Genomic DNA, 22,787 nt, shown 5'->3' with positions numbered 1-22,787 from the left:
ACCAAGGGGGCACATGATGACCGGACACAGCCATGAAACGGGGCGTCTGAACCTGCCCTTTGTCGGGATTTCCACTTTTGGAAAAAGGCCTTATCAACCAGACTGGAGCCAGATCGAGGCCGATGCGGCCATTCTGGGCGCGCCCTTCGACATGGGCACCCAGTTTCGCGCGGGCGCCCGGTTCGGCCCGCGCGGCGTGCGCGAGGCCAGCACCTTGTTCAGCTTTGGTCATGCCGGGGCCTATGACCACGAAGATGACTGCACCTACCTTGGCCCCGAGGTGCGCATTGTCGATATCGGCGACGCCGACATCGTGCATACCGACACCGAAACCAGCCACGCCAACATTGAAACCGGTGTGCGGGCCATCCTTGACGCAGGCGCACTGCCGGTGGTGATCGGGGGCGACCATTCGGTCAACATCCCCTGTATTCGCGCCTTTGCAGGACGCGGGCCGATCCACATCTTGCAGATCGACGCGCATCTGGACTTCGTCGATGTGCGCCACGGGGTGCGCCACGGCCACGGCAACCCGATGCGCCGCGCCGCCGAACAGGACCATGTGACCGGCATCACCGCGCTAGGCATCCGCAATGTCAGCTCCACCACCTTTGAGGGCTATGAGGCCGCGCGCGCCATGGGCGACGACATCCTTTCGGTGCGGCAGGTGCGGGCGCTTGGCGCCCAGGGCGTGCTGGCCCGAATCCCTGCGGGCGCGCGGCTTTACATCACCATCGACATCGACGGATTCTGCCCCTCGATCGCGCCGGGCACAGGCACGCCCAGCCACGGCGGGTTCCTGTATTACGAGATCCTGGAGATCCTTCAGGGCGCTGCCCGGACGCATGAGGTGGTCGGCATCGACCTGGTGGAGGTGGCGCCCGATTACGACCCGACCGGCTCGACCTCGATCCTCGCCGCGCAGGTGCTGCTCAATCTTCTGGGCTTTGTGTTCCACGCCCGCATCGTGAAAGGGTAACAGAGGGAATGACAAGACAGGTCGCGCCCAGCGCGACCGGCACCGCCCCGCAGCCCAGTTTGAAGCGGACAAGGCCGGGCGCCGCCTCGCTGTTCAGATCGCCCAGATCGAGGCTGCGCACCCCCTCGGCCCGCAACGCCAGCAGCGCCTGCCACAAGATCAGGTTATGCGCCTTGGCCGCCCGCCCCTCGGCCCCGGTCCAACCGATCTGATAGGTTGCACCGTCGCCATGGATCAAGAACAGCATCGCCGCCAGCGGCGGCCCGCCGCCCGGCGTATCGCGCGCGGTGAACAGGCGCAGCCCGCCCCCCGCCGCAGCCCAGACCGACACGAACCCCGCAGGCAGCGCGCGATAGCCCCGCGCGCGGCGCTGCGCCGCCTCGGCCGCCAGCAGCCAGCGATAATCGCGCGGCTGCCCCTCTTCCTGCCGGACGGTCACCCCCGCCGCCTCGGCCACCACCAGCCGGTTGCGCCATTTGCCCCACAGCCCGGCGCGCAGCACCGCGGGCGGCGGCGTCAGGTCCAGCCGGGCGATGTGACGCGGGGTGATCAGCGGGATCAGCCCGGCCCCCGCCACCGGCTGTTCCGGCGTGGCCAGCGTTGCCCCCCGCCCCAGCACCCGCAGCGTGGCGCGCTGGATGCGCGCGGGCGGCGGCGGCCCAGTCCAGACCGGCCCGCGCAGGATCAGGCGCAGCGGCGCCGCGCGCGGCCCCCGCTCCAGCATCTGCACCAGCCCCAAGCGCGCGCCGCCCTGCCAGACCTCGCACCGCAGCACCCGTCGGCCCAGCGCCTCCGCGGCGGCACCATACGCCCAATGTTGCTGCATCGCCGCGGCATGGCCTGCCAGCGCCGCGGTCCAGGCGGCGGCGTTCATCAGGCTGGGGCGCAGTTCGACAGGGTCCATGGCGCTGTTAAGACATGCGAAAGCTAAGACGTGCTTAATGCCGCCATGACGCAGCCCCCAGGCCCCCGATTCCACGCCCCTGCCCCGCGGCTGACGCCCTGGGTCGCGCTGCTGGTGGCCTGCGGCCTGTCGGCGCTTTATCTGGCGGGGCTGGGTCTGGCGTGGCTTTGCGGTTGACCGCGGGCCGGGCCGCGACAACCCGACGCTGCGTCACACCAGCCCGTTGATTGACGGAAGGATGCAACTTGCTAGGCTTTCCGAACGAAAAAAAGACACACGCAGGGATGAGGGTCACATGAGACGTGTTGTATGGGCGGCAAGCGCGCTGGCGCTGACCGCAGGAGGCGCCCTTGCGGGCGGCATTGAGCGAACCAACCAGTCGGTCGGCATCCTGTTCGAAAAGGGGCGCTATGCGGAACTGAGCTTTGGCCATTTCGCGCCCGATGTTTCAGGCACTGCCTTTGGTCAGGCTTCGGGCGACATGGCCGGCGACTGGACGGGGGTTTCCCTGGCCTACAAACAGGCGCTGAGCGACACCTTGGATCTTGCGATCATCTTTGATCAGCCGATCGGGGCAAATGTCGATTATCCGGCGACCGGCACCTATGCGCTGCGCGGAACCACAGCGGAAGTCGACGCCAACGCCATCACCGCGCTGCTGCGCTACAAACTGCCCTCGAATGTCAGCCTGATCGGCGGTGTCCGGGCGCTGCGCACCAAGGGTGTGGTATCGATCCCGCTGTCCGCGCCGCTGCCACCGATCACTTACGACATGCAGTCCTCGACCGAGACGGATTTCGGCTATGTTCTTGGCATCGCCTGGGAAAAGCCCGAAATCGCCGCCCGTGTCGCGCTGACCTACAACTCGGCCATCACGCATGACTTTACCGCGACTGAAACCTCGCCGCTGGGAGCCAACAGGGTTTCGGGCTTCGAGACAGAAGTTCCGCAATCGCTGAACCTCGAATTCCAGACCGGGGTCGCGGCCGACACGCTGCTGTTCGGGTCGATCCGCTGGGTGGACTGGTCGGCGTTCAAGATCGCGCCGGATGACTATGCAACGGTCCTTGGTGGAAGTCTGGTGGATTACAAAAGCGACGTGACCACCTACACGCTGGGCCTTGGCCGGAAGTTCAACGAAACCTGGTCGGGCGCCGTGATCCTGGGCTATGAAGACCCGAACGGCGACATCACCGGGAACCTCGGGCCGCATGACGGGATGAAATCGGTCGGGCTGGCCGCCACCTACACCCGTGACAACCTCAAGATCACCGGCGGCCTGCGCTATGTCGAGATCGGTGATGCAACGACTCGGATCGGGGCAGAGTTTGCCGACAACTCGGGCTGGGGCGCGGGTATCCGCATCGGCATGAGTTTCTGAGCCTTGAAGGCCCCGCCGCGGCGGGGCTTTTTCCTGCGAAAACCCCGTGACGCCCGCACGCGCCCACGTTAAACCGGCGCAAGCAAAGGGGGGCGGGCATGATCTATTCCAGCGCAGCAGACTGGCGGGCGGCAGACCGCAAGCGGGTGCTCTTGTTCGGCATGTCGGGCCTGGGCAAGACCCATGTGGCCAGCCTGCTGCGCGGATCGGGCGGGTGGTTTCACTATTCGGTCGATTACCGCATCGGCACGCGCTACATGGGCGAACATATCGCCGACAACTTCAAGCGCGCTGCGATGAAGGTGCCGCTCTTGCGCGAATTGCTGATGACCGACTCGGTCTATATCGCCTCGAACATCACCTTTGACAATCTGGCGCCGCTGTCCACCTATCTGGGCAAGCCCGGCAACCCCGATCTGGGCGGCCTGCCCTTTGCCGATTACATGATCCGGCAGGATCAGCATCGCGTGGCCGAAATCGCCGCGCTGCTGGACGCCCCGCATTTCATCCACCGCGCCGAAGACATTTATGGCTACGCCAATTTCGTCTGCGACAGCGGCGGCTCGATCTGTGAGGTGGTGGAGCCCGAAAACCCCGCGGATCCGGTGCTGAAGGCCTTGTCCAACAACCTGCTGATGGTCTGGATCGAGGGCACCGAGGACCACACCGCCGAACTGGTGCGCCGCTTTGATCGCGCGCCAAAGCCGATGTATTACCAGCCCGAATTTCTGGCCGCCGCCTGGGCCGACTATCGCGCCGAACGGGGCCTGACCGAGGCAGAGGTAGACCCAGACGCCTTTGTGCGCTGGACCTTCGCACGCGCGCTGGCGCATCGCCAGCCGCGCTATCGGGCGATGGCCGACAATTGGGGACTGACGCTCAAGGCCAGCGCCGTGGCACAGGTGCGCAGCGCCGCCGATTTCGACGATCTGATCGCCGAGGCGCTTGAGGCGCGGGCCTGAACGGCCTATCTCGACAGGTCGAAGGAGACGACGATGCCCATCACCCTGCCCGAGAGCCTGCCCGCCTATGACATCCTGAGCCGCGAGGGCGTGATGGTGATGTCGCCGGGCCGCGCGGCGATGCAGGACATCCGGCCGCTGCGGATCGGGTTGCTGAACCTGATGCCGAAAAAGATTCAGACCGAGAACCAGTTTGCCCGACTGATCGGCGCCACGCCGTTGCAGATCGACTTTCAGTTGCTCCGCATGACCGATCACGCCACCAAAAACACCGCCGCCGAGCATATGGCGGCGTTCTACCGCCCCTTTGCCGAGGTCGAGGCTTCGGGTGAAAAGCTGGACGGGCTGATCATCACCGGCGCTCCGATCGAGCATCTGCCGTTCGAAGAGGTCACCTACTGGGATGAATTGCGCCGGGTCTTTGACTGGACCCAGACCCATGTGCATTCCACCTTTGGCGTCTGCTGGGGCGGAATGGCGATGGCCTATCACTTTCACGGCGTGCAAAAGCACATGCTGGCCGAAAAGGCCTTTGGCTGCTTTCGCCATCGCAATTGCGCACCCACCTCGCATTACCTGCGCGGCTTTTCCGATGATTTTCTGATCCCGGTCAGCCGCTGGACCGAGATGCGCCAGCCCGAGATCGACGCCGTGCCGGGGTTGGTAACGCTGCTGGCCTCGGACGAGGTGGGACCATGCTTGATCGAGGATGCCGCGCACCGGGCCCTGTATGTGTTCAACCATTTCGAATACGACAGCGGCACGCTGAAAGAGGAATACGACCGCGATGTGGCTGCCGGAAAGGCGATCAGGGTGCCGGTCAATTATTACCCCGGCGATGACCCGGCGCGGGCGCCGCTGAACCGCTGGCGCAGCCATGCGCATCTGCTTTACGGCAACTGGGTGAACGAGATCTATCAGTCCACGCCCTACGACATGTCGGCAATTGGTGGTTGAACTGGCCCTTGCCGCGAGCGCCGCGGCGCTGGCCACGCATCTGCGGGCGCGGGCGCGCGAACAGGCGGCGCTTGGGGCACATCCGCCGATCGGGCAGATCATCGAGGTGCCGGGCGGGCGCATTCATGCGGTGCAGATGGGGGCTGGCCCCGATCTCGTGCTGATCCATGGCGCTTCGGGCAACCTGAACGATTTCACTATGGGCTTTGCACAGCGGCTGGCCCGGCGCTACCGCGTCACGGCACTGGACCGGCCGGGGCTGGGCCATTCCACCGGCGGGCCGGGGCTGGAAGACCCTGCCGCTCAGGCCCGGCGGCTGGCGGCAGCCGCGGCGGCGCTGGGTGTCACCCGACCCATCGTGCTCGGCCACAGCTATGGCGGCGCGGTGGCGCTGGCCTGGGCGCTGGCCGGTGGCCCGGTCGCCCCCGGCGCACTGGTGCTGGTATCGGGCGCGGCGATGCCCTGGCCCGGCGGGCTGGGGCCGCTTTATCCGGCCACCGCCTCGCGGCTGGGGCGGGCGCTGCTGGTGCCGCTGATCACGGCCTTTGCCCCGCCGGGGCAGATCACCTCGGCGCTGCGGTCGGTGTTTGCGCCGCAGCCGGTGCCGCCGGGTTATGGCGCGCATCTGGGGGTGGGGCTGATCCTGCGGCGCGACACCTATCACCTGAACGCCCGGCAGGTGAACGGGCTCAAGCCCTACCTGCGCGTCATGGCGCGCCACTATCCGGGCCTTGGGCTGCCGGTCGAGCTGATCCACGGGCAGGCCGACCGGATCGTGCCCGCCCATATCCATGCCGAGGCTGCCGCACGGCTGTTGCCGCGGGCGCACCTGACGCTGCTGCCCGGCATCGGCCACATGCCGCATCATGTCGCCCCCGATGCCGTGATCGCGGCAATCGACCGCGCCGCTCTGGCCATGGCGCCGGGCTGAGGCCATACTGCGCCAAAGCTGCGCAAGAGGCCGCCATGACCGACATTCCCTTTGTGGGCGAAATCACCCGTTTTCTGAACGACGAGGCGCCCGAGGCCGTCCGCCAGGCCATCGCCCGCGCGCATCGCAAGGACATTTTGCCTCCCTCCTACCCCTACCGGCGCGAGATGACCAAAAACGAGGCCGCGCCGCTGATGGAGGCGCTTCAGATCGAACTGGTCAAGATGCTGTGGGGCCTGCGCGAGAGTGGCCAGCGGCTGGTGGTGGTCTTTGAGGGCCGCGATGCCGCGGGCAAGGGTGGCACGATCGAGCGGATGCGCGAAAACCTCAATCCGCGCTCGGCCTATATCGTGGCGCTTCCCAAACCCAGCGAACGCGAGGCGGGGCAGTGGTATTTTCAACGCTATGTCGATTGGCTGCCCGGCGCCGGCGAATTCGCGCTGTTCGACCGCAGTTGGTATAACCGCGGCGTGGTCGAGCATGTGTTCGGCTTTTGCACCGCCGACGAGCGTGAGCGATTCTTCCGGCAACTGCCCGATTTCGAACGGATGCTGGTCGATGAGGGGTTCATTCTGGTCAAGCTGTGGCTGGAGGTCAGCCGCGCCGAACAGTTGCGCCGCTTTCTGGACCGCGAGAAAGACCCGCTGAAACAGTGGAAACTCAGCTGGATCGACGTCGAGGGGCTGAAGAAATGGGACGCCTACAGCGCCGCGATCCACGAGACGCTGCATCGCACGGACACGCCTGAGGCGCGCTGGACGGTGATCCGGTCGGATGACAAGCACCGCGCCCGGATCGCGGCGATCCAGACCGTTCTCAATGCGGTCGATTACGCGGGCAAGACCACAGATGCCATTGGCGCCATCGACCGCCGCATTGTCGACGGGATCGGGCTTTTGGATGCCTAAACAGGGCTATCACCACGGCAATCTGCGCCAGGCGCTGGTCGAGGCGGCGCTGGACCTGATCGAGACGCGCGGGCCGCAGGGCTTCACCTTGTCAGAGGCGGCGAAATCGGCCGGCGTGACCCCGGCGGCGGTCTATCGCCATTTCGAAGGACGCGACGATCTGATCGCTGAATGCGCGCGGCAAGGCTATGCGATCTTTGCCGATCTGATGGAACACGCCTGGGCGGGGGGACAGCCCTCGGCGCTGGTGGCCTTCGGTGCGGTGGGGCGGGCCTATCTGGCCTTTGCCCGCCGCTTTCCCGGTCATTACACGGCGATGTTCGAGGCCGGGCTGTCACCCAACCGTGCCCCCCTGCTGGCGCAGGCCGCCGAACGAGCCGAAGCGGTCATGGCGCAGGCCGCCGAGGCGCTGTCACGCCACATCCCCGAGGCGCGGCGCCCGCCTGCGGCGATGTTTTCAGCCCATGTCTGGGCGCTGAGCCATGGCGTCGTCGAACTTTATGGCCGCGCGGCACCCGGCACGCGCGCGCCGTTTTCGCCCGACGACCTGCTGGAAACCGGCATCGGCATCTATCTGCGCGGGCTGGGCCTGATTGCAGCCGACACCTGAACAGGCAGGCCTTGCGGCCCCGGCGCTTTCATGCTGGACAGCACCGCACAGACCGGAGGGCACCATGAAAATCGCAGACCGCATTTCCCATATCACCGGCGGCAGCGCGGATGGCTGGGGGGTGTATTACCGCGCCCGCGACCTGATCGCAGCGGGGGAACGGGTGGCGAACCTGACCATCGGCGAGCCGGACATCAAGACCGACCCGGCGATTCTGGAGGCGATGGCGGCCTCGGCGGCGAGCGGCAACACCGGCTATACCGTCGGCCCCGGTCAGGAGCCCTTGCGCCGCGAAATTGCCGCACGGGTGCAGGCGCGCACCGGCGTGCCCACAAACTGGCGCAACGTGGTGGTGACGCCGGGGGGGCAGGCGGCGCTGTTTGCCGTCCACATGGCGCTGCTGGATGCGGGCGATGTGGGGCTTTACTGTGCGCCCTTCTACCCCACCTACCCCGGCACGATCCGCGCCACCGGCGCCAAGGCGGTGGCGGTTCCCACCCGATCAGACCGCGCCTTCCAGCCCGAAGCGGCCGAGATCGAGGCGCGGGCCGCAGGGGCCAGGACGCTGTTGATCAACACGCCGAACAACCCGACAGGGGTGATCTATTCCACCGATACGGTGGCGCAGATCGCCGCTGCCTGCGTGGCGCGCGATCTGTGGCTGATCTCGGACGAGGTCTATGACACCCAGGTCTGGAACGGCGCGCATGTCAGCCCACGCGCCCTGCCCGGCATGGCCGAGCGGGTGGTGGTGATCGGCTCGATGTCGAAAAGCCATGCCATGACCGGCTCGCGCATCGGCTGGATCGTGGCACCCGAACCGGTGGCTGAGGCGGTGGCGGTGCTGGCCACCAACACGACCTATGGCGTGTCGGGCTTTGTGCAGGATGCGGCGCTGTTCGCGCTGCGTCAGGGCGCGGCGTTCGAAGCGGCGATTGCCGCGCCGTTTCACCGCCGCCGCGATATCGTGGCGCGGGGTCTGGGCAACAGCCCCGCGGTCCGGCTGATACCACCCGAAGGGGCGATGTATGTGATGGTCGACATCCGCGCGACCGGGCTATCGGGCGCGGAATTTGCGCACCGCCTGCTGGAGCAGGAGCAGATCGCGGTGATGCCGGGCGAAAGTTTCGGCGCGCCCGCCGCCGGGCATCTGCGGATTGCGCTGACACTGGAAGATGGCGCGCTGGAGGCGGCGCTGGCGCGGCTGCGCGGCTTTGCCGAGGCGCTGCGGGGCTGAGTGCGGCGCCGGGGGCGCTGCCCCCGGACCCCCGGGATATTTGCGCCAAGATGAAAGGGTCAGATCAGCGGGCGGGTGATCGCCCAGAGGCCGAAGACCGCCATCATCAGGCTGGAGGCGCGCCCCGTCCAGACCGCGAAGCCGTCAGGCAGGCGTCGATGCAGGGTCGCAACCAGGCCCGAGAGCGCCACCCACCACAGCATCGAGCCGACAAAGACGCCCGCGACGACGATGGCGGCCTGCGCTGGGTCCGGTTGCCGGGCAAGGCCGAGGCCCGCGAAGATCGCTGCGAACGACAGAACCGTGACGGGGTTGGTCATTGTCAGGGCAAAGGTGATCGCGGTGGTGGCGGCAAGGCCGCGCGGCTCGGGTGCCGCAGCGGGTTGGGCGGCGGGGCGGCCGCGCGGCCAACCGCGCCAGGCCAGCCACAGCAGGAACAGCCCGCCCCCCAGTGACAGCGGCGTGTCGATCTGCGTGAGTGTGGCGGCAAAGGCGGCAAAACCGGCCGCCGCAAAGCTGGCATAAAGCGCATCGGCCAGCGCCGTGCCAAGGCCGCCCGCGACCCCGGCAGCAAAGCCGCGCGCCAGCGTGCGCTGGATGCACAGCGCCCCGATCGGCCCCAGCGGCGCCGCGATTGCCAGGCCCATGGCGACCGATTTTGCAAACAGGGTCATGGCTGGCACCCGGCGCGATAGGGCGGTTCGACCACAGTTGACAACGCCAGCATCGTTTCCGACCGACCCAGCCAGCCGCCTGCCTTGAGGTCCGTCAGAAACCGCTCGACCGCGGCGAGATCGGCCACCCGGATCTGCACCAGGTAGGACCAGCCGCCAGTGACATGATGGCAAGCCGTCACCGCCGGATGCGCGACCATGGCGGCGCGAAATCCGGGTTCATCCGCCCCCGGCGCCAGGCCTACCCAGACGAAGGCGGCAACGGCCAGACCCAGCGCCTCGGGCGCGGTATCGGCCATGATACGCCGGATCACGCCCCGCTCTGCCAGGCGGCGGACCCGCTCGTTCACCGCCGAGGGCGACAGGCCCACGGTGGCGCCAAGCGCCGCCAGCGGCTGGCGCGCGTCGCGGGCCAGTTCGGAGATCAGGATACGGTCTGTATCGTCTGGCGTCATTCTTTATGCGGCTTTTTGATGTTTATACCGTATATTATCCTGATTCGGAGTCATTTTTCAAGACGCGATCCGACATCTTGCGCCCGCGCCCCATGCATGGCCAAATCCAGGTGCAACGGAAGGAGCCTGCGATGGACCATGACCAGCTGCGCCAATGGTCGAAACGTGCCACCAAACATTCTGCCGACAGACCGCGTGATGATCGCGGAGGACCGCGGCAGCGCCCGCAACATGGTGGAGTTGCGGCCGCAAAACGTCTGGCGCTGGGTCTTGTCCTGATCCCCCTGCCCCTGCTGGCCGAGCCTTGGCCCGCGGCGCAAAGCCCGTATGTCAACGATTATGCCGCCGTGATCGAGGATGCCGCCGAGGCGCGGATTGTCACCGCACTGACCGACCTGCGCGCGCAAACCGGGATCGAGGCCACGGTTTTGACCCTGCCCACACGGCAGGGCTATACCCCCGCGCCCGATATCGACACCTTTGCCACCGGACTGTTCAACGTCTGGGGCATCGGGGATGCGACCCGAAATGACGGTATCCTGATCCTTGTGCTGACCGAAGATCGGGACATGCGCATTGCGCTGGGCGCAGGCTACAACCCGGAATATGACATTCCCGCACAGGATATCATCAACGCGGTGATGCTGCCCGCGTTTCGCGACGGGCGCTATTCCCAAGGGATCGAGTCGGGCACCCGCGAAGTGGTCAACCGGATTGCGCGCCGCCATGCCGGGCTGGACCCGGTCGCGCTGCCAGAGGCGGCGGGCGCAAACTGGTCGCGGTTCCTGCCGCCGGCGCTGTTTGCGCTGTTCGCAGGGTTTGTGGTTTTCCGACGCCGGATCGGGGCGCTGTGGGAACGCGCCCAGCCCTGCCCCGACTGCGCCCGCCGCGGGCTGGTGGTCAGCGATACCGTGCTGACCCCGGCGACCCCCGGCGTGCCGGGCCGGGCCGAACATGTCACCCGCTGTCCGCAATGCGGCTGGACCCGGCGCAGCGAACGCGAGATCACGCCGCCCCGCGGGGGGGCGGGCGGATCGGGTGGCGATTTCGGCGGCGGGCGGTCTTCGGGCGGGGGCGCCTCGGGCAAGTGGTGAGCCTTGCCAGCCATGCCCCGCTTCGCTAGTTTCTGAACAAGCGTTCAGTTACGGGAGAATGGAATGAAACTGGCAGAGGTTCGGGCGATCGTGACCGGGGGCGCCTCGGGGCTTGGGGCAGCGACCGCACGGCATCTGCGCGAGGCAGGCGCACAGGTGGCGGTGCTGGACCGCGACACCGGGCGCGGGCAGGCGCTGGCCGCCGAAATCGGCGCGACCTTTGCCGAGGTCGATGTGACATCCGAGGCCAGCGCGATGCAGGCGATTGCCACGGCCAAGGCCGCGATGGGCGGGCTGACGGCGCTGGTCAACTGCGCGGGCATTGCCACTGGCGAACGGGTGGTGGGCCGCGACGGGCCGCACCGGCTGGACAGCTTCGCCCGCACGATCAACATCAACCTTGTGGGCAGCTTCAACATGATCCGGCTGGCGGCGGCCGAAATGGCCAGCAACCCCGGACCGGAACGGGGGGTGATCGTCAACACCGCCTCGATCGCGGCCTTTGACGGGCAGAAGGGCCAGGCCGCCTATGCGGCCTCCAAAGCCGGGATCGCAGGAATGACGCTGCCGCTGGCGCGCGATCTGGCCAGCCAGGGCATCCGCGTTTGTGCGATTGCACCGGGTATCTTTGCCACGCCGATGCTGGCGGGCCTGCCGCAAGAGGTGCAAGACAGCCTCGCTGCCGAAGTCACCCTTCCCCGCCGCCTGGGCGACCCGGCGGAATATGCGGCGCTTGCCGCCTTTATCCTGACCTGCGGCTACCTGAACGGCGAGGTGATCCGCATCGACGGCGCGCTACGGATGCGCTGAGGCTACAGCGTCTGCCCCACCATCCGCGCCGCCGCCGCCCGTCCCATCTCGCGCGAGACATCCTCGAACATCGCGCCGAACCCGTCAAACAGCGCCCGTGTCAGCCGCTGGCCGGGTTCAGAGGCCGAAAACGCCGTGTAAGCCGCCAATTCGGCATCGGAGAGCGGCTGATAGGCCAGAAACAGATAGGCCGTCATCCAGGCCTCCATCTCGGCGCGGACCTCGGGCTCCTGCATCCAGATATCCGACAGCATGTCGGCCTCGGTCACCTCGTAGGGAAAGACGCCACCCTGTGCCAGCGACCGGTAGAAGGCGAGATTGGCATTCATTCCGCCGATCACATTCGGCTCGATCAGGTCGGCTGCGTCGATAAACTGCGTGACGGCCGCCAGCCGCGGGTCGTCGGCGGCTGCGGCCTCTTCGACCGCGGCAAGGGCGGCCTCCTCGACCGCGTCATCCAGCAGCGCCACCCGCGCCGCCAGTTCCAGCCCGACCACCCGTCGCCCCAGATCGGAGGCATAAAACGCGGTCATCGGCACCGTATCAACCCCGGCAAGCGAGGCGGCAAACCGGGCGTGAAACAGCGGCTGCACCCGTTCGGGGGCGTGGATCGCCCCAACCTCTGCCTGCCAGCCCGCGCCGCCCGCCTGCGGAAACAGCTCCGACTCCAGATCGCTGCCATAGTCCCGCGCCTCGTCGCGCAAGACCTCGAACAGATCGCCCAGCCGCAGCATCCGCTCCAGCGTGGCGGGGTCGGCCCATGCCGGCACGGCAGCGCAGAGCACCAGCAGGGCAGCGGCAAGGAACCGGACGGCGCGACGCATGAAACCCTCGTCTGCGGTGAACATGTCCTGCCACATTGCCCGCCCGCCCCGGCTTTGCCAAGCCCGCCCCGCGTCCACCCGGCGCCCGGCCGCCGCCCGGCCGCCGCCCGACCGGCGAGAAGCGGGCATAGGTGTGGTTTGACACGACATTTTGCAGGTAACCGAAAGACCTCCGAAGAGGGCGGAAGGGGGCGGAAGGGGGCGGATGGATCAGCAAGACAGGAGCCGCGGGGCGGTGAGGGGCGTGGCGGGCGATGTCATGCAGGAGGGCTTGAAATGGACCTGCACCGGTTTCGTACCGGTCAGGCGCTTATTTTAGGCGGCTCTCTGTTCAAAGGCCACGGGTGATTTCCAGCCGAGGGCTGAGTGTTTTCAGCGCGGGTTGCAGGAGCCGTTGACGTATTCGAAGAGGGCAACCTCGACCTCGCGGCGGGTTTGCCAGTTGCGACGCCAGACAAGTTCTGCCTTCAACGATTTGAAGAAGCTTTCGACTGCGGAATTGTCGTAACAATTGCCCTTCCCACTCCCCTTCCCACTCGTCGATACATTGAACCCGTTGTTGCGCCGAAGCTTTTGATAATCGTGTGCGCAGTATTGCGACCTGCGGTTCGTGTGGTGAATGCAGCCCGGTGGCAGCCTGCGCAGGGCGATTGCCACATTGAGTGCCCTCGGCGCCAGAACCTGTTTGATTCGGGTGCTGATCGTCCAGCCGATGACCCGCCTTGAGAAAAGAACAAGGATCACAGCCAGATACACCCAACCCTCCCGTGTCCAGACATAGGTGATGTCGCCTGCCCATTTCTGGTTCGGCCCGCTCGCGGTGACGTCCTGGTGGAGTATCCCCGCTCGGGTTTCATGCACATCGACCTTGGCCCCGCTCGGTCCTGGGGCGAACCCTTCGCGCCCCGCGCCACGCCCTTTGTGCCGGAAACCCCGTGAAATCCAACGTCAGATGCTGGATGCCGCCAGCCGCCGCCCCGCTGATCGTGATGCTCTTGCTCAGCGCATGCGCGATGGCAGGTTCGCCAGCTTCGCACATCCGTCATTTCCTTTGGGCCGCCGGGGCATCACGCCGGGGTCGGCGTCGGGCTAGCCGCCGGCCGCAAAACCCGCGATCAGCAGCCCGATGCAGGCCAGCGCGCCCGCCACCGGAACCCAGCGATAGACGCGAAAGGTACCTGGCGGCGCCGGATCCCCCCGCGCATGGATCCGCGCAAGCGACAGGCACACCAGCGCAAAGACCCCCAGCGTGAGACCCGATGTCCATTCCGCCAAGCGCAGGATGGGAAAGGCCAGCGCCAGGCCAAGCGCCAGGCTGGCCGCCAGCGCCGTGGCCCGCACCGGGGTTGCGCTGCGCGGCGACAGCCGGCCAAGCCCGCGCGGCAGTTCGCCCTCGCGCGCAAGCCCGAACAGCACCCGCCCCGCCATCAGGATCTGCACGATCACCCCATTCAGCGTGGCCAACGAGGCGATGACCGTCAGCAGAACCTCCGGCAACCCGGTGTTGCGCGTGAAGGCCAGCGTCAGCGGGGCGGGGTGGCTGGCGACCTCGGCCAGCGGACCCGACGCCAAGACCGTCAGCACCACCCCGAGGTAAAGCACTGTCGTGATGGCAAGCGTCAGGAAGATCCCGCGCGCTAGCGTGCGTTGCGGGTCGATCGTCTCCTCGGCGATCGAATCGATGTCCTCGAAACCGATGAAGGCAAAGAACGCCAGCAGGCTGGCCGCCATGATCCCGGCCCAGACCGTCGGCGACAGCGTCGTCGGCACCGCCCGCACCGCCTGCCCGGCCAGATCCTGCCCCGCCCAGAAGCCGCCCCCGATGATCAGCACCAGCCCCCCCACCTCGATCAGGGTCAGTGCGCCAGCGATCCCGATCGAGGATTTCACACCCAGCGCGGCGACCAGGCCGCAGCCCCCGATCACCAGCGCCAGCAAAAGCGGCACCGGCAGGTCCAGCGCCAGCACCAGATAGTTGACCGCCCCATGCGCGATGGCCGCGGTCGAGACGATGCCGATCAGCGCCACCCCCAGCCCGACGAGCAGGAACAGCCGACGTGAGCCAAGCCCCTCGCGCACGAAATGCGCCTCGGCTGCGGCAAAGGGCAGACGCCCGGTCAGTTCGGCAAAGCAGGCCGCAGGCAAGGCCATGACCAGCGCCGCCAGAACGAAGGACACCGGCGCATGATCGCCGGCAAGCGTGATGGTGCCGCCGACAAGCGCATAGATCCCGGCCCCGACGGTCACGCCCAGACCATAAAGAACCACCTGAAGCAGACCCAGTTGCCGCTGGAGCCGAATCTCGGCCATGCCCGTCCCCCTTCGCTGCATTACCCGAAAGCCCCGCCCACAAGACCGACGCACAGCCGATCCGTCAACCGGTTCGGCCCCCCGGACCGCGCGGAACCCCTCGGCATGTCCGAGGGCGCCCCGCTGCCGATGAAGATGAGCCGCATCATCGAGGAAGCGGGTGAAGGCGTGCCAGAACCCGCTAGCGCAGATTGCAGAGAAACCCGCGCGTATCACCGGGCGCACCGCGCAACTCAACGGGATCACCTCCTGCCGGGCCCGGCGCCAGGCCGGGGCGATGGACGCGTATTTCCCGGCCCATTTTTCCTCGAAGGCATCAAGCTCGGCCTCGCCGGGTCGGCGGTCGGGGCGCTGTAAATCCGGCGCAGATCGCCGGCCACGGCCTTGCGGTCCTTCCAGGAGCAGAAGTTCAGGGAGTGGCGCACAAGAGCACGATGCAGGTCAGGACCATGGCCTGCGGGAAGGCAGCGGTGATGGCCTCGGGGAAGCCCGAGCGCGTTTCGGTACGGTTCGCGGTCGGTGGCGTGATCGGCAGGGCGGCGCCACGCGCGAAATCCTCGAAAAAGCGGCTGATAAAGGGCCCGTGAAAACCCCGCGAGAGGTCTATCAAAGCGAGGCCGAGTGCCGATGCGCGGTGTCAGCCGAGGTCAAGTCCGTGCGTGCATCCGAGGCTGAATTGATGCTGAGCGTGGTCGGTAATCCTGATGCGCGGGCCGAGGCGCGGGGAACCATGGCCGGGGTGAGCTTGGACGCAGATGGCAGTAGGGTCTGCAAACAGGCGGTTCACCGATGGTCGTTCCGGGCGGGCGGGGGCGCGACGACAGAAATGATCTGTGAGCATGGGGCAAACGGAGCAAAATCGACTGTCTGATCTACTGTCAATTCTGTTGTCTGCCACTGTCAATCCTGCTGTCTCGCTACACCGGTAACAAAGCCTCAGAAATGGCATGACGGAGGTTATGAACGATAACACAACAGGCAAAGCGGGGGGCCGTCTGCCCCCCGCACCCCCCGAGGATATTTGCGCCAAGATGAAAGGGGATCACGCGCGGGCGGGAAAGACAAAGCAGCGGTCACGCCGGATCATCAGCCACATCGCCATACCGGGTTTGGGCATGAACACATTGGGCACCGTCGCCTTGAGGATCGAGCCGTCGTAATCCATGCGAAATTCGACAAGGCTTTCGCGCCCCATGAAACGCGACCGCATCACGGTGCCGCGGGCTGGTGTGCCATCCTGCGCGGTGGGGTTGGGGCCGCGCCCGGCGCGGTCGAAGTCGATCTTGAGGTGCTGCGGGCGGATCACGATTTCGACCTCGGTGCCATCGGGCAGACCTGGCGTCAGAAAATCGCCAAAGGGGGTGTCGGTCAGCGCGCCGCGGACCCGGCCGCGCAGGATGTTGAGGTCGGAAAAGAAGGCCGCCGCCGCGCGGTCCACCGGGGCGTTGTAGAGGTTGTAGGGCGCGCCGCGCTGCACGATGCGGCCTGAGCGCATCAGCAGGATCTGGTCGGCCATCCGCATCGCCTCGTGCGGTTCATGGGTGACCAGAAGGACGGCGGTGCCCTCTTCCTTCAGCAGTGCCAGCGTTTCGTCGCGGATGTCGTCGCGCAGGCGTTCGTCGAGACCCGAGAACGGCTCGTCCATCAGCAGGATGCGGGGCCGGGGGGCCAGCGCGCGCGCCAGCGCCACGCGCTGCTGCTCGCCGCCCGAAAGCGCGTGGGGATAGCTGTCGATGTGGCGCCCCATGTGGACGCGATCAAGCAGGTCCACGACGCGGGCGCGTTTGTCGCTGCGGCTGCCGGTCAGGCCGAAAGCTACGTTTTCAGCCACCGAAAGATGTGGGAACAGGGCGAAATCCTGAAACATCAGCCCGACCGAGCGACGCTCGGGCGGGATGCGGAAGACGGTGTCGCAGATCAGGTTGCCATCGACGAAGATGCGGCCCTGATCTTGCATGTCCACCCCGGCGATGATGCGCAGCGTTGTGGATTTGCCGCAGCCCGATTGGCCCAGGAGGCAGGCGACCTGCCCCGCCGGCACGTCGAAGGACACATCATCGACGACCGCGCGGCCGCCAAACTGGCGGTGCAGGTTCTGCACGTCAAGGCGCGGCGGCGGGGTGATCTCGGTCAACGGGCTTTCCGATCAATTCGCTCGGGTATCTGTGGGATATCAGGCGCAGCGGCGGGCTGCAACCGGGCGGCTACAGCGTCATGTTGGTGGCGCCGCCGTCGAGCAGGATGTTCTGACCGACGATGAAGCCGGCATGTGCCGAACACAGAAAGGCACAGGCGGCGCCAAATTCAGCCGCGGTGCCATAGCGGCGGGCGGGGATGGTGGCCGCGCGGCGAGCGGCGGCCTCGACCACGGTGATGCCCTGGGCTGCGGCGGCACGCTCATCAAGCGCCACGGCGCGGTCGGTTGCATGCAGGCCGGGCAAGAGGTTGTTGATCGTCACGCCCTGCGGGGCGACCTGCCGGGCGGTGCCCGCGACAAAGCCGGTCAGCCCCGCGCGGGCCGAGTTCGACAGGCCCAGTTCGGCAATCGGCGCGCGCACTGATTGCGAGGTGATGTTGACCACCCTGCCCCAGCCCTGCGCGATCATGGCAGGAAGCGTGGCCTGCATCAGCGCGATGGGTGTCAGCATGTTGGCATCAAGCGCAGCGATGAAATCCTCGCGACTCCAGTCGCTCCACAAGCCCGGCGGCGGGCCGCCGGCGTTGGTCACCAGAATGTCGATGGCACCCGCTGCGGCCAGCACCTCGGCGCGGCCCTCGGGCGTGGTGATGTCGGCGGCAACTGTCGTCACCCGCACGCCATGCGTCGCGGCGATATGTTGCCCCGTGGCTTCCAGCGCAGTGGTGCCGCGGGCGTTCAGCACGAGGTCAACCCCGGCCGCCGCCAACGCCTCGGCGCAGCCGCGCCCCAGACCTTTCGAGCCAGCACAAACGAGCGCGCGGCGCCCCCTGATCCCCAGATCCATGGTTCCCCCTTCAGGCGTCAAGTTCCACCCAGACCGGCACATGGTCCGAGGGTTTATCACGGCCGCGCACATCCTGGTCGATGCCGCAATCGGCCAGAAGGTCGGCGGCCTGCGGCGACAGCAGCAGATGGTCGATGCGGATGCCGTTGTTGCGATCCCATGCGCCGGCCTGATAATCCCAAAAGCTGTAAAGCCCCGGCTCGGGGTGACGGGCGCGGATCGCATCGGTAAAGCCCAGATTCATGATCCGGCGAAAGGCGGCGCGGCTTTCGGGGAGGAACAGCGCATCACCCACCCAGGCATCGGGGCGCGCGGCGTCTTCGGGTTGCGGGATGATATTGTAATCGCCCGCCAGAACCAGCGGCAGTTCGGCGGCCAGCAGGTCGGCGGCGCGGGCGCGCATCCGCGCCATCCAGGCCAGTTTATAGTCGAATTTCGGCCCCGGCGCGGGGTTGCCGTTGGGCAGATACAGCCCCGCCACGCGCACCGCCCTGCGACCCAGAACGGTGGCCTCGATCCAGCGCGCCTGTTCGTCGGTCGCATCGCCCGGCAGGCCGCGGCTGACATCCTCAAGCGGCAGCCGCGACAGGATCGCCACGCCGTTGAAGCCCTTTTGGCCATGGGTTTCGACGGCAAAGCCCATGTCTTCGAAAATCTCGCGCGGGAAGGCCTCGTCCACCGATTTGATTTCCTGCAACAACGCCACATCGGGCCGCGCCTCGGCCAGCCAGACGGGCAGCGCCTCGATGCGGGCCTTGATGCCGTTGATGTTGAAGGTGGCAATCTTCATGGCGGTCCTCCGGCTTGCGCCTCAGCCATAGCAAGCGCCCCGGCCGCAAGCCAGAGCGCATCGAGCGCGGCAAGTTCGGCCGGCGCGAAGCGCGCGATCTGTTCCCAGTAGCGGCCCGAGGGCACAAGATAGCCCAGTTCTGCCTCGCGCCGCAGCGCCCGGTCGGCAAGTGGCGCATCATGGGCGGCAGGTGCCGGGGGCAGCGCGCGAGCCGAGGCACGCGGCAGGTTCAGCCGACTGGGGCCGGTTGACAGATTGACCACCGCGCAGCCCTGCCGCGCCGCCAGAATGCGCAGGCGGGCCGACTTTGCCTCCAACGATTGCAGCGTGATATCGGGGCGCAGCGGGTCAGGCGTGCCCCGGCCGTAGAAATGCGTGGCCCCCGCGGCAGGGTAATGCATGTCACAACCGAAAAAGGCGAGGCAACGGGGCCTGTATTCGCTCAGCGCCCAATAGGCTGCGGTAAAGGCCATTGTCGCGCCCGCATAGACAAACCCGCCAAAGGCATTTTGCGCGGGCACAAAATCACCCTCGGCCACGATCCGGCCTGTGGGTGCGGCGGGCAGGTTTTCGGGCGGAAAATCCCACGGCACCACCAGATCGTCCCAATCGGGGCGCACGGCCCAGGCGTTGTTGATCGCCACGATCCGGTCAAAGGGCGCGCGCGGCCAGTCGCGGCAGGCGATAACAGAGGGGCCAGACCCCAGAATCAGAACATTGGTCATGCCTCAGCCCTCGTTTTCCCTGAAACTGGGGCCGCGCCGCGCCGCGGCAAGGGTCAGATCGAAAACGAGGTGCCGCAACCGCAGCTTGATGTGGCATTGGGGTTGTCGATCACGAACCGCGCGCCGATCAGTTCTTCGGAAAAGTCGATTGTAGCGCCCGCCAGAAACGGCAGCGACACCGGATCGACCAGCACCCTCTGGCCCCCGCCCTCCAGCACCAGATCCTCGGGCGCGGGGTCGTCAAGCCGGATATCGTATTGAAACCCCGAACAGCCGCCACCTTCGACAGCCACGCGCAGCGCGCGCGGTGCGTCTGCTGTGGCGTTGATCTCTGCCAGACGCGCGAAGGCGCGAGGGGTGACTTTGGGCGGAAGCGACAGGTCCATGAACAGCCCCTCTGGTTTCATGCGGCATCTGCGATATAGGATGACGCAAACGCGGCAACAAGAACAGGGCCATGACACTGCACCCCTATGCCTGCCTGCCCGACCGCAGCCGCGGACGGCTTTACCCGGAAAGCATGTCCACCTTCCGCTCGCCGTTTCAGCGCGACCGGGACCGGATCATCCATTCCAGTGCCTTCCGGCGACTGAAGCACAAGACGCAGGTCTTTGTCGAACACGAGGGCGATTATTACCGCACCCGTCTGACGCACACGATCGAGGTGGCGCAGGTGGCGCGCACCATTGCCGGCGCCTTGGGGCTGAACACCGATCTGGCCGAAGCGGTGGCGCTGGCGCATGATCTGGGCCACCCGCCCTTTGGCCATACCGGCGAGGATGCGCTGGCGTTGCTGATGCAGCCCTATGGCGGGTTCGACCACAACGCGCAGGCGATCCGCATCGTCACCCGCCTGGAGCGGCATTACGCGGGTTTTGACGGGCTGAACCTGACCTGGGAGACGCTGGAAGGCATCGCCAAGCACAACGGCCCGGTGATCGGGCCGGGCGCCGGGTCGCATACCGTGCCCGACCGCGCCAGCCTGCCCTATGCGCTGGCCGAGTTTGACGCGCAATGGGATCTGGAACTGACCACCAACGCCAGCGCCGAGGCGCAGGTGGCCGCCGTCGCCGATGATGTGGCCTACAACCACCACGACCTGCACGACGGCCTGCGCGCCGGCCTGTTCACCGAGGCCGACCTGATGGAGCTGCCCACCATCGGCCCCTGCTTTGCCGAGGTGGACCGCCTGCACCCCGGCCTCGATCCGATGCGCCGTCGGCACGAAGCGCTGCGGCGGGTATTCGGCGTGATGGTCGAGGATGTGATCGCGGTGGCGCAAAACCGGCTGGCCGCGCTGCACCCCCGATCCGTGGACGATATCCGCCAGATGGAAGGGCCGATCATCCGGTTCTCGAAACCGCTGTATCAGAACCTCAAGGCGATCAAGGGGTTCTTGTTCACCCGCATGTATCGCGCGCCCTCGGTCGTGGCCGAACGGCAGCGCGTAACCGGCATGGTGAACGCGCTGTTCCCGCTGTTTCTGGACCGGCCCGAACTGTTGCCGGACGACTGGCAGGCCGATGTGGCACAGGCCCGCGACCGAACAGAACTGGCCCGCGTGGTGCTGGATTATGTGGCGGGGATGACCGACCGCTTTGCGATTCAGGAATACACCCGGTTGTGCGTGTAGGGGCGCGCGCTTGGTCCCTACACCATCATTTCCTTCGTCGCCGACAGCGTCAGCTCGGGGAAATCGCGCGCGATCCGGTCGATGTCCCATTGCAGGCGCGTCAGATAGACCACGTCTCCGTCGTGGTCGGTCGAGATGTGGCCCTTGTTGATGTTCACGAACCGCTCGACCTCGGCCTTCGGCCCCGTCACCCAACGGGCCGAGGTGAATTGCGAGGATTCGAACCGCACCGGCAGGCCGTATTCAATCTCGATCCGGCTGGCCAGCACGTCGAATTGCAGCGCCCCCACCACACCCACGATAAAGCCCGAACCGATCATCGGCTTGAACACCTTGGCCGCGCCCTCTTCGGCGAATTGCATCAGCGCCTTGTCCAGATGCTTGGCCTTCATCGGGTCGAGCGCGCGCACCGTGTTCAGCAGTTCCGGCGCAAAGCTGGGGATGCCGGTGAAGCGCAGGGCTTCGCCCTCGGTCAACGCGTCGCCAATGCGCAATTGCCCGTGGTTCGGGATGCCGATGATATCGCCCGCCCAAGCCTCTTCGGCCAGTTCGCGGTCGGCGGCCAGAAACAGCACAGGGTTGCTGACCGCCATGGGCTTTTTGGTGCGCACATGGGTCAGCTTCATGCCGCGCTCGAAATGCCCCGACGCAAGGCGGACAAAGGCCACCCGGTCGCGGTGCTTGGGGTCCATGTTGGCCTGCACCTTGAACACGAAGCCGGTGACGGTTGTTTCCTCGGGCGCGATCTGGCGTTCGGCGGCGCGCTGGGGCTGCGGTTCGGGGCCGTATTCGCCGATGCCATCCATCAGTTCCTTGACGCCAAACGAATTGATCGCCGAGCCAAACCAGATCGGCGTCATATGCCCTTCAAGGAAACTCTGCCGATCGAAGGCGGGCAAAAGTTCGCGCGCCATTTCAATCTCTTCTCGTAGCTTCTTCAACTGATCCGCCGGCACATGCTCGGCCAGTTTCGGGTCATCCAGCCCGTCGATCTTGATCGATTCCGCCACCCGGTTGCGGTCGGCGCGGTCCATCAACTCCAACCGGTCGTGCAGGATGTCGTAGCAGCCCAGAAAGTCACGCCCCATGCCAATGGGCCAGCTTGCCGGGGCCACGTCGATGGCTAGGTTTTCCTGAATCTCGTCGATGATCTCAAAGGTGTCGCGGCTTTCGCGGTCCATCTTGTTGCAGAAGGTCAGGATCGGCAGATCACGCAACCGGCAAACCTCGAACAGCTTGCGGGTCTGGCTTTCCACCCCCTTGGCGCCGTCGATCACCATGATCGCGGCATCCACCGCCGTCAGCGTGCGATAGGTGTCTTCGGAAAAGTCGCTGTGACCGGGCGTATCGACCAGATTGAAGCGGTAGTGGCGGAAGTCGAACGACATCGCCGAGGCCGAAACCGAAATGCCGCGGTCCTGTTCCAGCTTCATGAAGTCAGACCGGGTGCGCCGCGCCTCGCCCTTGGCGCGGACCTGCCCGGCCATCTGGATCGCGCCGCCGAACAGCAGGAACTTTTCGGTCAGCGTGGTCTTGCCCGCATCCGGGTGCGAGATGATCGCAAAGGTGCGGCGACGGGCGATTTCGGGCGGGAGGGCGGGACGGTTCTGCATGGCCCG

The 22,787-nt window shown here is 66.6% G+C and carries 23 protein-coding genes and 3 pseudogenes; 13 read left to right on the top strand and 13 right to left on the bottom strand.

From position 1 onward, the window contains the following. Positions 1 to 16: 16 nt before the first annotated feature. The gene (gene speB / locus C5F46_RS02090; protein ID WP_107323754.1) at positions 17 to 979 is read left to right on the top strand and encodes an agmatinase; all 963 of its coding nucleotides are present in this window, start codon (positions 17 to 19) and stop codon (positions 977 to 979) included. Here the strand turns inward: speB and C5F46_RS02085 are convergent. Continuing rightward, entirely contained in the window at positions 933 to 1,883 is a 951-nt protein-coding gene (locus C5F46_RS02085; RefSeq protein ID WP_107323707.1) for a GNAT family N-acetyltransferase, read from the bottom strand. The genes speB and C5F46_RS02085 overlap by 47 nt on opposite strands. A gap of 45 nt (positions 1,884 to 1,928) precedes the next feature. On the opposite strand from C5F46_RS02085, the gene C5F46_RS17190 reads away from it, so the two are divergent. The 8 genes from C5F46_RS17190 to C5F46_RS02050 all read left to right on the top strand — a co-directional run bounded on the left by C5F46_RS17190 (position 1,929) and on the right by C5F46_RS02050 (position 8,869). Beyond that, positions 1,929 to 2,060, top strand: a complete 132-nt coding sequence (locus C5F46_RS17190) for a hypothetical protein (RefSeq protein WP_268935645.1) — start codon at positions 1,929 to 1,931, stop codon at positions 2,058 to 2,060. Between the two features lie 118 nt (positions 2,061 to 2,178). Beyond that, positions 2,179 to 3,264, top strand: coding sequence for a hypothetical protein (locus C5F46_RS02080; RefSeq protein ID WP_107323706.1), 1,086 nt, complete (start codon positions 2,179 to 2,181; stop codon positions 3,262 to 3,264). A gap of 98 nt (positions 3,265 to 3,362) precedes the next feature. Beyond that, positions 3,363 to 4,226 carry an ATPase gene (locus C5F46_RS02075; protein WP_107323705.1) on the top strand — a complete coding sequence of 288 codons (864 nt, stop codon included), beginning with the start codon at positions 3,363 to 3,365 and terminating at the stop codon, positions 4,224 to 4,226. Positions 4,227 to 4,259: 33 nt separating this feature from the next. Further along, positions 4,260 to 5,183: a homoserine O-succinyltransferase gene (locus tag C5F46_RS02070; RefSeq protein ID WP_107323704.1), complete on the top strand. Its 924-nt coding sequence runs from the start codon at positions 4,260 to 4,262 to the stop codon at positions 5,181 to 5,183. Continuing rightward, positions 5,173 to 6,114 (top strand): alpha/beta fold hydrolase, encoded by a 942-nt coding sequence (locus tag C5F46_RS02065; protein ID WP_207186810.1) that lies wholly within the window; start codon positions 5,173 to 5,175, stop codon positions 6,112 to 6,114. The genes C5F46_RS02070 and C5F46_RS02065 overlap by 11 nt, the downstream gene beginning before the upstream one ends. A 35-nt stretch (positions 6,115 to 6,149) precedes the next feature. Beyond that, entirely contained in the window at positions 6,150 to 7,022 is an 873-nt protein-coding gene (ppk2, locus tag C5F46_RS02060; RefSeq protein ID WP_107323703.1) for a polyphosphate kinase 2, read from the top strand. Next, the gene (locus C5F46_RS02055) at positions 7,015 to 7,632 is read left to right on the top strand and encodes a TetR/AcrR family transcriptional regulator (protein ID WP_107323702.1); all 618 of its coding nucleotides are present in this window, start codon (positions 7,015 to 7,017) and stop codon (positions 7,630 to 7,632) included. The genes ppk2 and C5F46_RS02055 overlap by 8 nt, the downstream gene beginning before the upstream one ends. 64 nt (positions 7,633 to 7,696) lie before the next feature. Further along, complete coding sequence (locus tag C5F46_RS02050) at positions 7,697 to 8,869, top strand: pyridoxal phosphate-dependent aminotransferase (RefSeq protein WP_107323701.1); 1,173 nt, start codon at positions 7,697 to 7,699, stop codon at positions 8,867 to 8,869. A 59-nt stretch (positions 8,870 to 8,928) separates the two neighbouring features. Here the strand turns inward: C5F46_RS02050 and C5F46_RS02045 are convergent, their stop codons facing one another. Together C5F46_RS02045 and C5F46_RS02040 are read right to left on the bottom strand one after the other, a co-directional pair. Next, positions 8,929 to 9,543 carry a LysE family translocator gene (locus tag C5F46_RS02045; RefSeq protein ID WP_107323700.1) on the bottom strand — a complete coding sequence of 205 codons (615 nt, stop codon included), beginning with the start codon at positions 9,541 to 9,543 and terminating at the stop codon, positions 8,929 to 8,931. Next, the gene (locus C5F46_RS02040) at positions 9,540 to 9,998 is read right to left on the bottom strand and encodes an Lrp/AsnC family transcriptional regulator (RefSeq protein ID WP_107323699.1); all 459 of its coding nucleotides are present in this window, start codon (positions 9,996 to 9,998) and stop codon (positions 9,540 to 9,542) included. Before C5F46_RS02040 ends, C5F46_RS02045 begins: the two co-directional genes overlap by 4 nt. Before the next feature lie 131 nt (positions 9,999 to 10,129). Between C5F46_RS02040 and C5F46_RS16550 the strand changes: the two genes are divergently transcribed. Next, on the top strand, positions 10,130 to 11,092 hold the full coding sequence (locus tag C5F46_RS16550; RefSeq protein ID WP_168796771.1) for a TPM domain-containing protein: 963 nt from the start codon (positions 10,130 to 10,132) through the stop codon (positions 11,090 to 11,092). Positions 11,093 to 11,155: 63 nt separating this feature from the next. Further along, entirely contained in the window at positions 11,156 to 11,902 is a 747-nt protein-coding gene (locus C5F46_RS02030; protein ID WP_107323698.1) for an SDR family NAD(P)-dependent oxidoreductase, read from the top strand. A gap of 2 nt (positions 11,903 to 11,904) precedes the next feature. On the opposite strand, the gene C5F46_RS02025 is transcribed toward C5F46_RS02030, so the two are convergent. Next, positions 11,905 to 12,726 (bottom strand): DUF2059 domain-containing protein, encoded by an 822-nt coding sequence (locus C5F46_RS02025; RefSeq protein WP_168796770.1) that lies wholly within the window; start codon positions 12,724 to 12,726, stop codon positions 11,905 to 11,907. A gap of 372 nt (positions 12,727 to 13,098) precedes the next feature. Then, positions 13,099 to 13,545, bottom strand: a pseudogene (locus C5F46_RS02020) (DDE-type integrase/transposase/recombinase); the annotation flags it as partial. A gap of 18 nt (positions 13,546 to 13,563) precedes the next feature. Between C5F46_RS02020 and C5F46_RS17230 the strand changes: the two are divergent. Continuing rightward, a pseudogene (locus C5F46_RS17230) lies at positions 13,564 to 13,662 on the top strand (YcbK family protein); the annotation flags it as partial. A gap of 153 nt (positions 13,663 to 13,815) precedes the next feature. Here C5F46_RS17230 and C5F46_RS02010 read toward each other — a convergent pair. The 7 genes and pseudogenes from C5F46_RS02010 to C5F46_RS01980 all read right to left on the bottom strand — a co-directional run bounded on the left by C5F46_RS02010 (position 13,816) and on the right by C5F46_RS01980 (position 19,921). After that, the gene (locus tag C5F46_RS02010) at positions 13,816 to 15,036 is read right to left on the bottom strand and encodes an APC family permease (RefSeq protein ID WP_168796769.1); all 1,221 of its coding nucleotides are present in this window, start codon (positions 15,034 to 15,036) and stop codon (positions 13,816 to 13,818) included. Between the two features lie 237 nt (positions 15,037 to 15,273). Beyond that, a pseudogene (locus tag C5F46_RS17270) lies at positions 15,274 to 15,526 on the bottom strand (transposase); the annotation flags it as partial. A 552-nt stretch (positions 15,527 to 16,078) separates the two neighbouring features. After that, positions 16,079 to 17,161 (bottom strand): ABC transporter ATP-binding protein, encoded by a 1,083-nt coding sequence (locus tag C5F46_RS02000; protein ID WP_107323751.1) that lies wholly within the window; start codon positions 17,159 to 17,161, stop codon positions 16,079 to 16,081. Between the two features lie 79 nt (positions 17,162 to 17,240). Then, on the bottom strand, positions 17,241 to 18,020 hold the full coding sequence (locus tag C5F46_RS01995) for an SDR family oxidoreductase (protein ID WP_107323696.1): 780 nt from the start codon (positions 18,018 to 18,020) through the stop codon (positions 17,241 to 17,243). 10 nt (positions 18,021 to 18,030) lie between these two features. Continuing rightward, on the bottom strand, positions 18,031 to 18,810 hold the full coding sequence (xth, locus tag C5F46_RS01990; RefSeq protein ID WP_107323695.1) for an exodeoxyribonuclease III: 780 nt from the start codon (positions 18,808 to 18,810) through the stop codon (positions 18,031 to 18,033). After that, complete coding sequence (locus C5F46_RS01985) at positions 18,807 to 19,535, bottom strand: hypothetical protein (RefSeq protein WP_107323694.1); 729 nt, start codon at positions 19,533 to 19,535, stop codon at positions 18,807 to 18,809. Before C5F46_RS01985 ends, xth begins: the two co-directional genes overlap by 4 nt. Positions 19,536 to 19,588: 53 nt before the next feature. After that, complete coding sequence (locus C5F46_RS01980; protein ID WP_107323750.1) at positions 19,589 to 19,921, bottom strand: HesB/IscA family protein; 333 nt, start codon at positions 19,919 to 19,921, stop codon at positions 19,589 to 19,591. Between the two features lie 71 nt (positions 19,922 to 19,992). Between C5F46_RS01980 and C5F46_RS01975 the strand changes: the two genes are divergently transcribed. Next, entirely contained in the window at positions 19,993 to 21,168 is a 1,176-nt protein-coding gene (locus tag C5F46_RS01975; protein ID WP_107323693.1) for a deoxyguanosinetriphosphate triphosphohydrolase, read from the top strand. 17 nt (positions 21,169 to 21,185) lie between these two features. Here C5F46_RS01975 and C5F46_RS01970 read toward each other — a convergent pair whose 3' ends face one another. Then, positions 21,186 to 22,781, bottom strand: a complete 1,596-nt coding sequence (locus C5F46_RS01970; RefSeq protein ID WP_107323692.1) for a peptide chain release factor 3 — start codon at positions 22,779 to 22,781, stop codon at positions 21,186 to 21,188. Positions 22,782 to 22,787: the final 6 nt, after the last annotated feature.

It is taken from the genome of Phaeovulum veldkampii DSM 11550, assembly GCF_003034995.1.
GTDB classification, from domain to species: domain Bacteria; phylum Pseudomonadota; class Alphaproteobacteria; order Rhodobacterales; family Rhodobacteraceae; genus Phaeovulum; species Phaeovulum veldkampii.
The sequence above is the reverse complement of the archived record's forward strand: the minus strand, read 5'-3'. Positions and strand labels throughout refer to the sequence as shown.

Bases quoted from the DNA above. Each gene is read 5' to 3' on its own strand.
- C5F46_RS02030 (WP_107323698.1), top strand. From the start codon at position 11,156: ATGAAACTGGCAGAGGTTCGGGCGATCGTGACCGGGGGCGCCTCGGGG.
- C5F46_RS01995 (WP_107323696.1), bottom strand. From the start codon at position 18,020: ATGGATCTGGGGATCAGGGGGCGCCGCGCGCTCGTTTGTGCTGGCTCG.
- C5F46_RS02050 (WP_107323701.1), top strand. From the start codon at position 7,697: ATGAAAATCGCAGACCGCATTTCCCATATCACCGGCGGCAGCGCGGAT.
- C5F46_RS02085 (WP_107323707.1), bottom strand. From the start codon at position 1,883: ATGGACCCTGTCGAACTGCGCCCCAGCCTGATGAACGCCGCCGCCTGG.
- C5F46_RS01985 (WP_107323694.1), bottom strand. From the start codon at position 19,535: ATGACCAATGTTCTGATTCTGGGGTCTGGCCCCTCTGTTATCGCCTGC.
- C5F46_RS17190 (WP_268935645.1), top strand. From the start codon at position 1,929: ATGACGCAGCCCCCAGGCCCCCGATTCCACGCCCCTGCCCCGCGGCTG.
- C5F46_RS02055 (WP_107323702.1), top strand. From the start codon at position 7,015: ATGCCTAAACAGGGCTATCACCACGGCAATCTGCGCCAGGCGCTGGTC.
- C5F46_RS02080 (WP_107323706.1), top strand. From the start codon at position 2,179: ATGAGACGTGTTGTATGGGCGGCAAGCGCGCTGGCGCTGACCGCAGGA.
- ppk2 (WP_107323703.1), top strand. From the start codon at position 6,150: ATGACCGACATTCCCTTTGTGGGCGAAATCACCCGTTTTCTGAACGAC.
- C5F46_RS01975 (WP_107323693.1), top strand. From the start codon at position 19,993: ATGACACTGCACCCCTATGCCTGCCTGCCCGACCGCAGCCGCGGACGG.
- speB (WP_107323754.1), top strand. From the start codon at position 17: ATGACCGGACACAGCCATGAAACGGGGCGTCTGAACCTGCCCTTTGTC.
- C5F46_RS02010 (WP_168796769.1), bottom strand. From the start codon at position 15,036: ATGGCCGAGATTCGGCTCCAGCGGCAACTGGGTCTGCTTCAGGTGGTT.
- C5F46_RS02045 (WP_107323700.1), bottom strand. From the start codon at position 9,543: ATGACCCTGTTTGCAAAATCGGTCGCCATGGGCCTGGCAATCGCGGCG.
- C5F46_RS02025 (WP_168796770.1), bottom strand. From the start codon at position 12,726: ATGCGTCGCGCCGTCCGGTTCCTTGCCGCTGCCCTGCTGGTGCTCTGC.
- C5F46_RS01970 (WP_107323692.1), bottom strand. From the start codon at position 22,781: ATGCAGAACCGTCCCGCCCTCCCGCCCGAAATCGCCCGTCGCCGCACC.
- xth (WP_107323695.1), bottom strand. From the start codon at position 18,810: ATGAAGATTGCCACCTTCAACATCAACGGCATCAAGGCCCGCATCGAG.
- C5F46_RS02075 (WP_107323705.1), top strand. From the start codon at position 3,363: ATGATCTATTCCAGCGCAGCAGACTGGCGGGCGGCAGACCGCAAGCGG.
- C5F46_RS02040 (WP_107323699.1), bottom strand. From the start codon at position 9,998: ATGACGCCAGACGATACAGACCGTATCCTGATCTCCGAACTGGCCCGC.
- C5F46_RS16550 (WP_168796771.1), top strand. From the start codon at position 10,130: ATGGACCATGACCAGCTGCGCCAATGGTCGAAACGTGCCACCAAACAT.
- C5F46_RS01980 (WP_107323750.1), bottom strand. From the start codon at position 19,921: ATGGACCTGTCGCTTCCGCCCAAAGTCACCCCTCGCGCCTTCGCGCGT.
- C5F46_RS02070 (WP_107323704.1), top strand. From the start codon at position 4,260: ATGCCCATCACCCTGCCCGAGAGCCTGCCCGCCTATGACATCCTGAGC.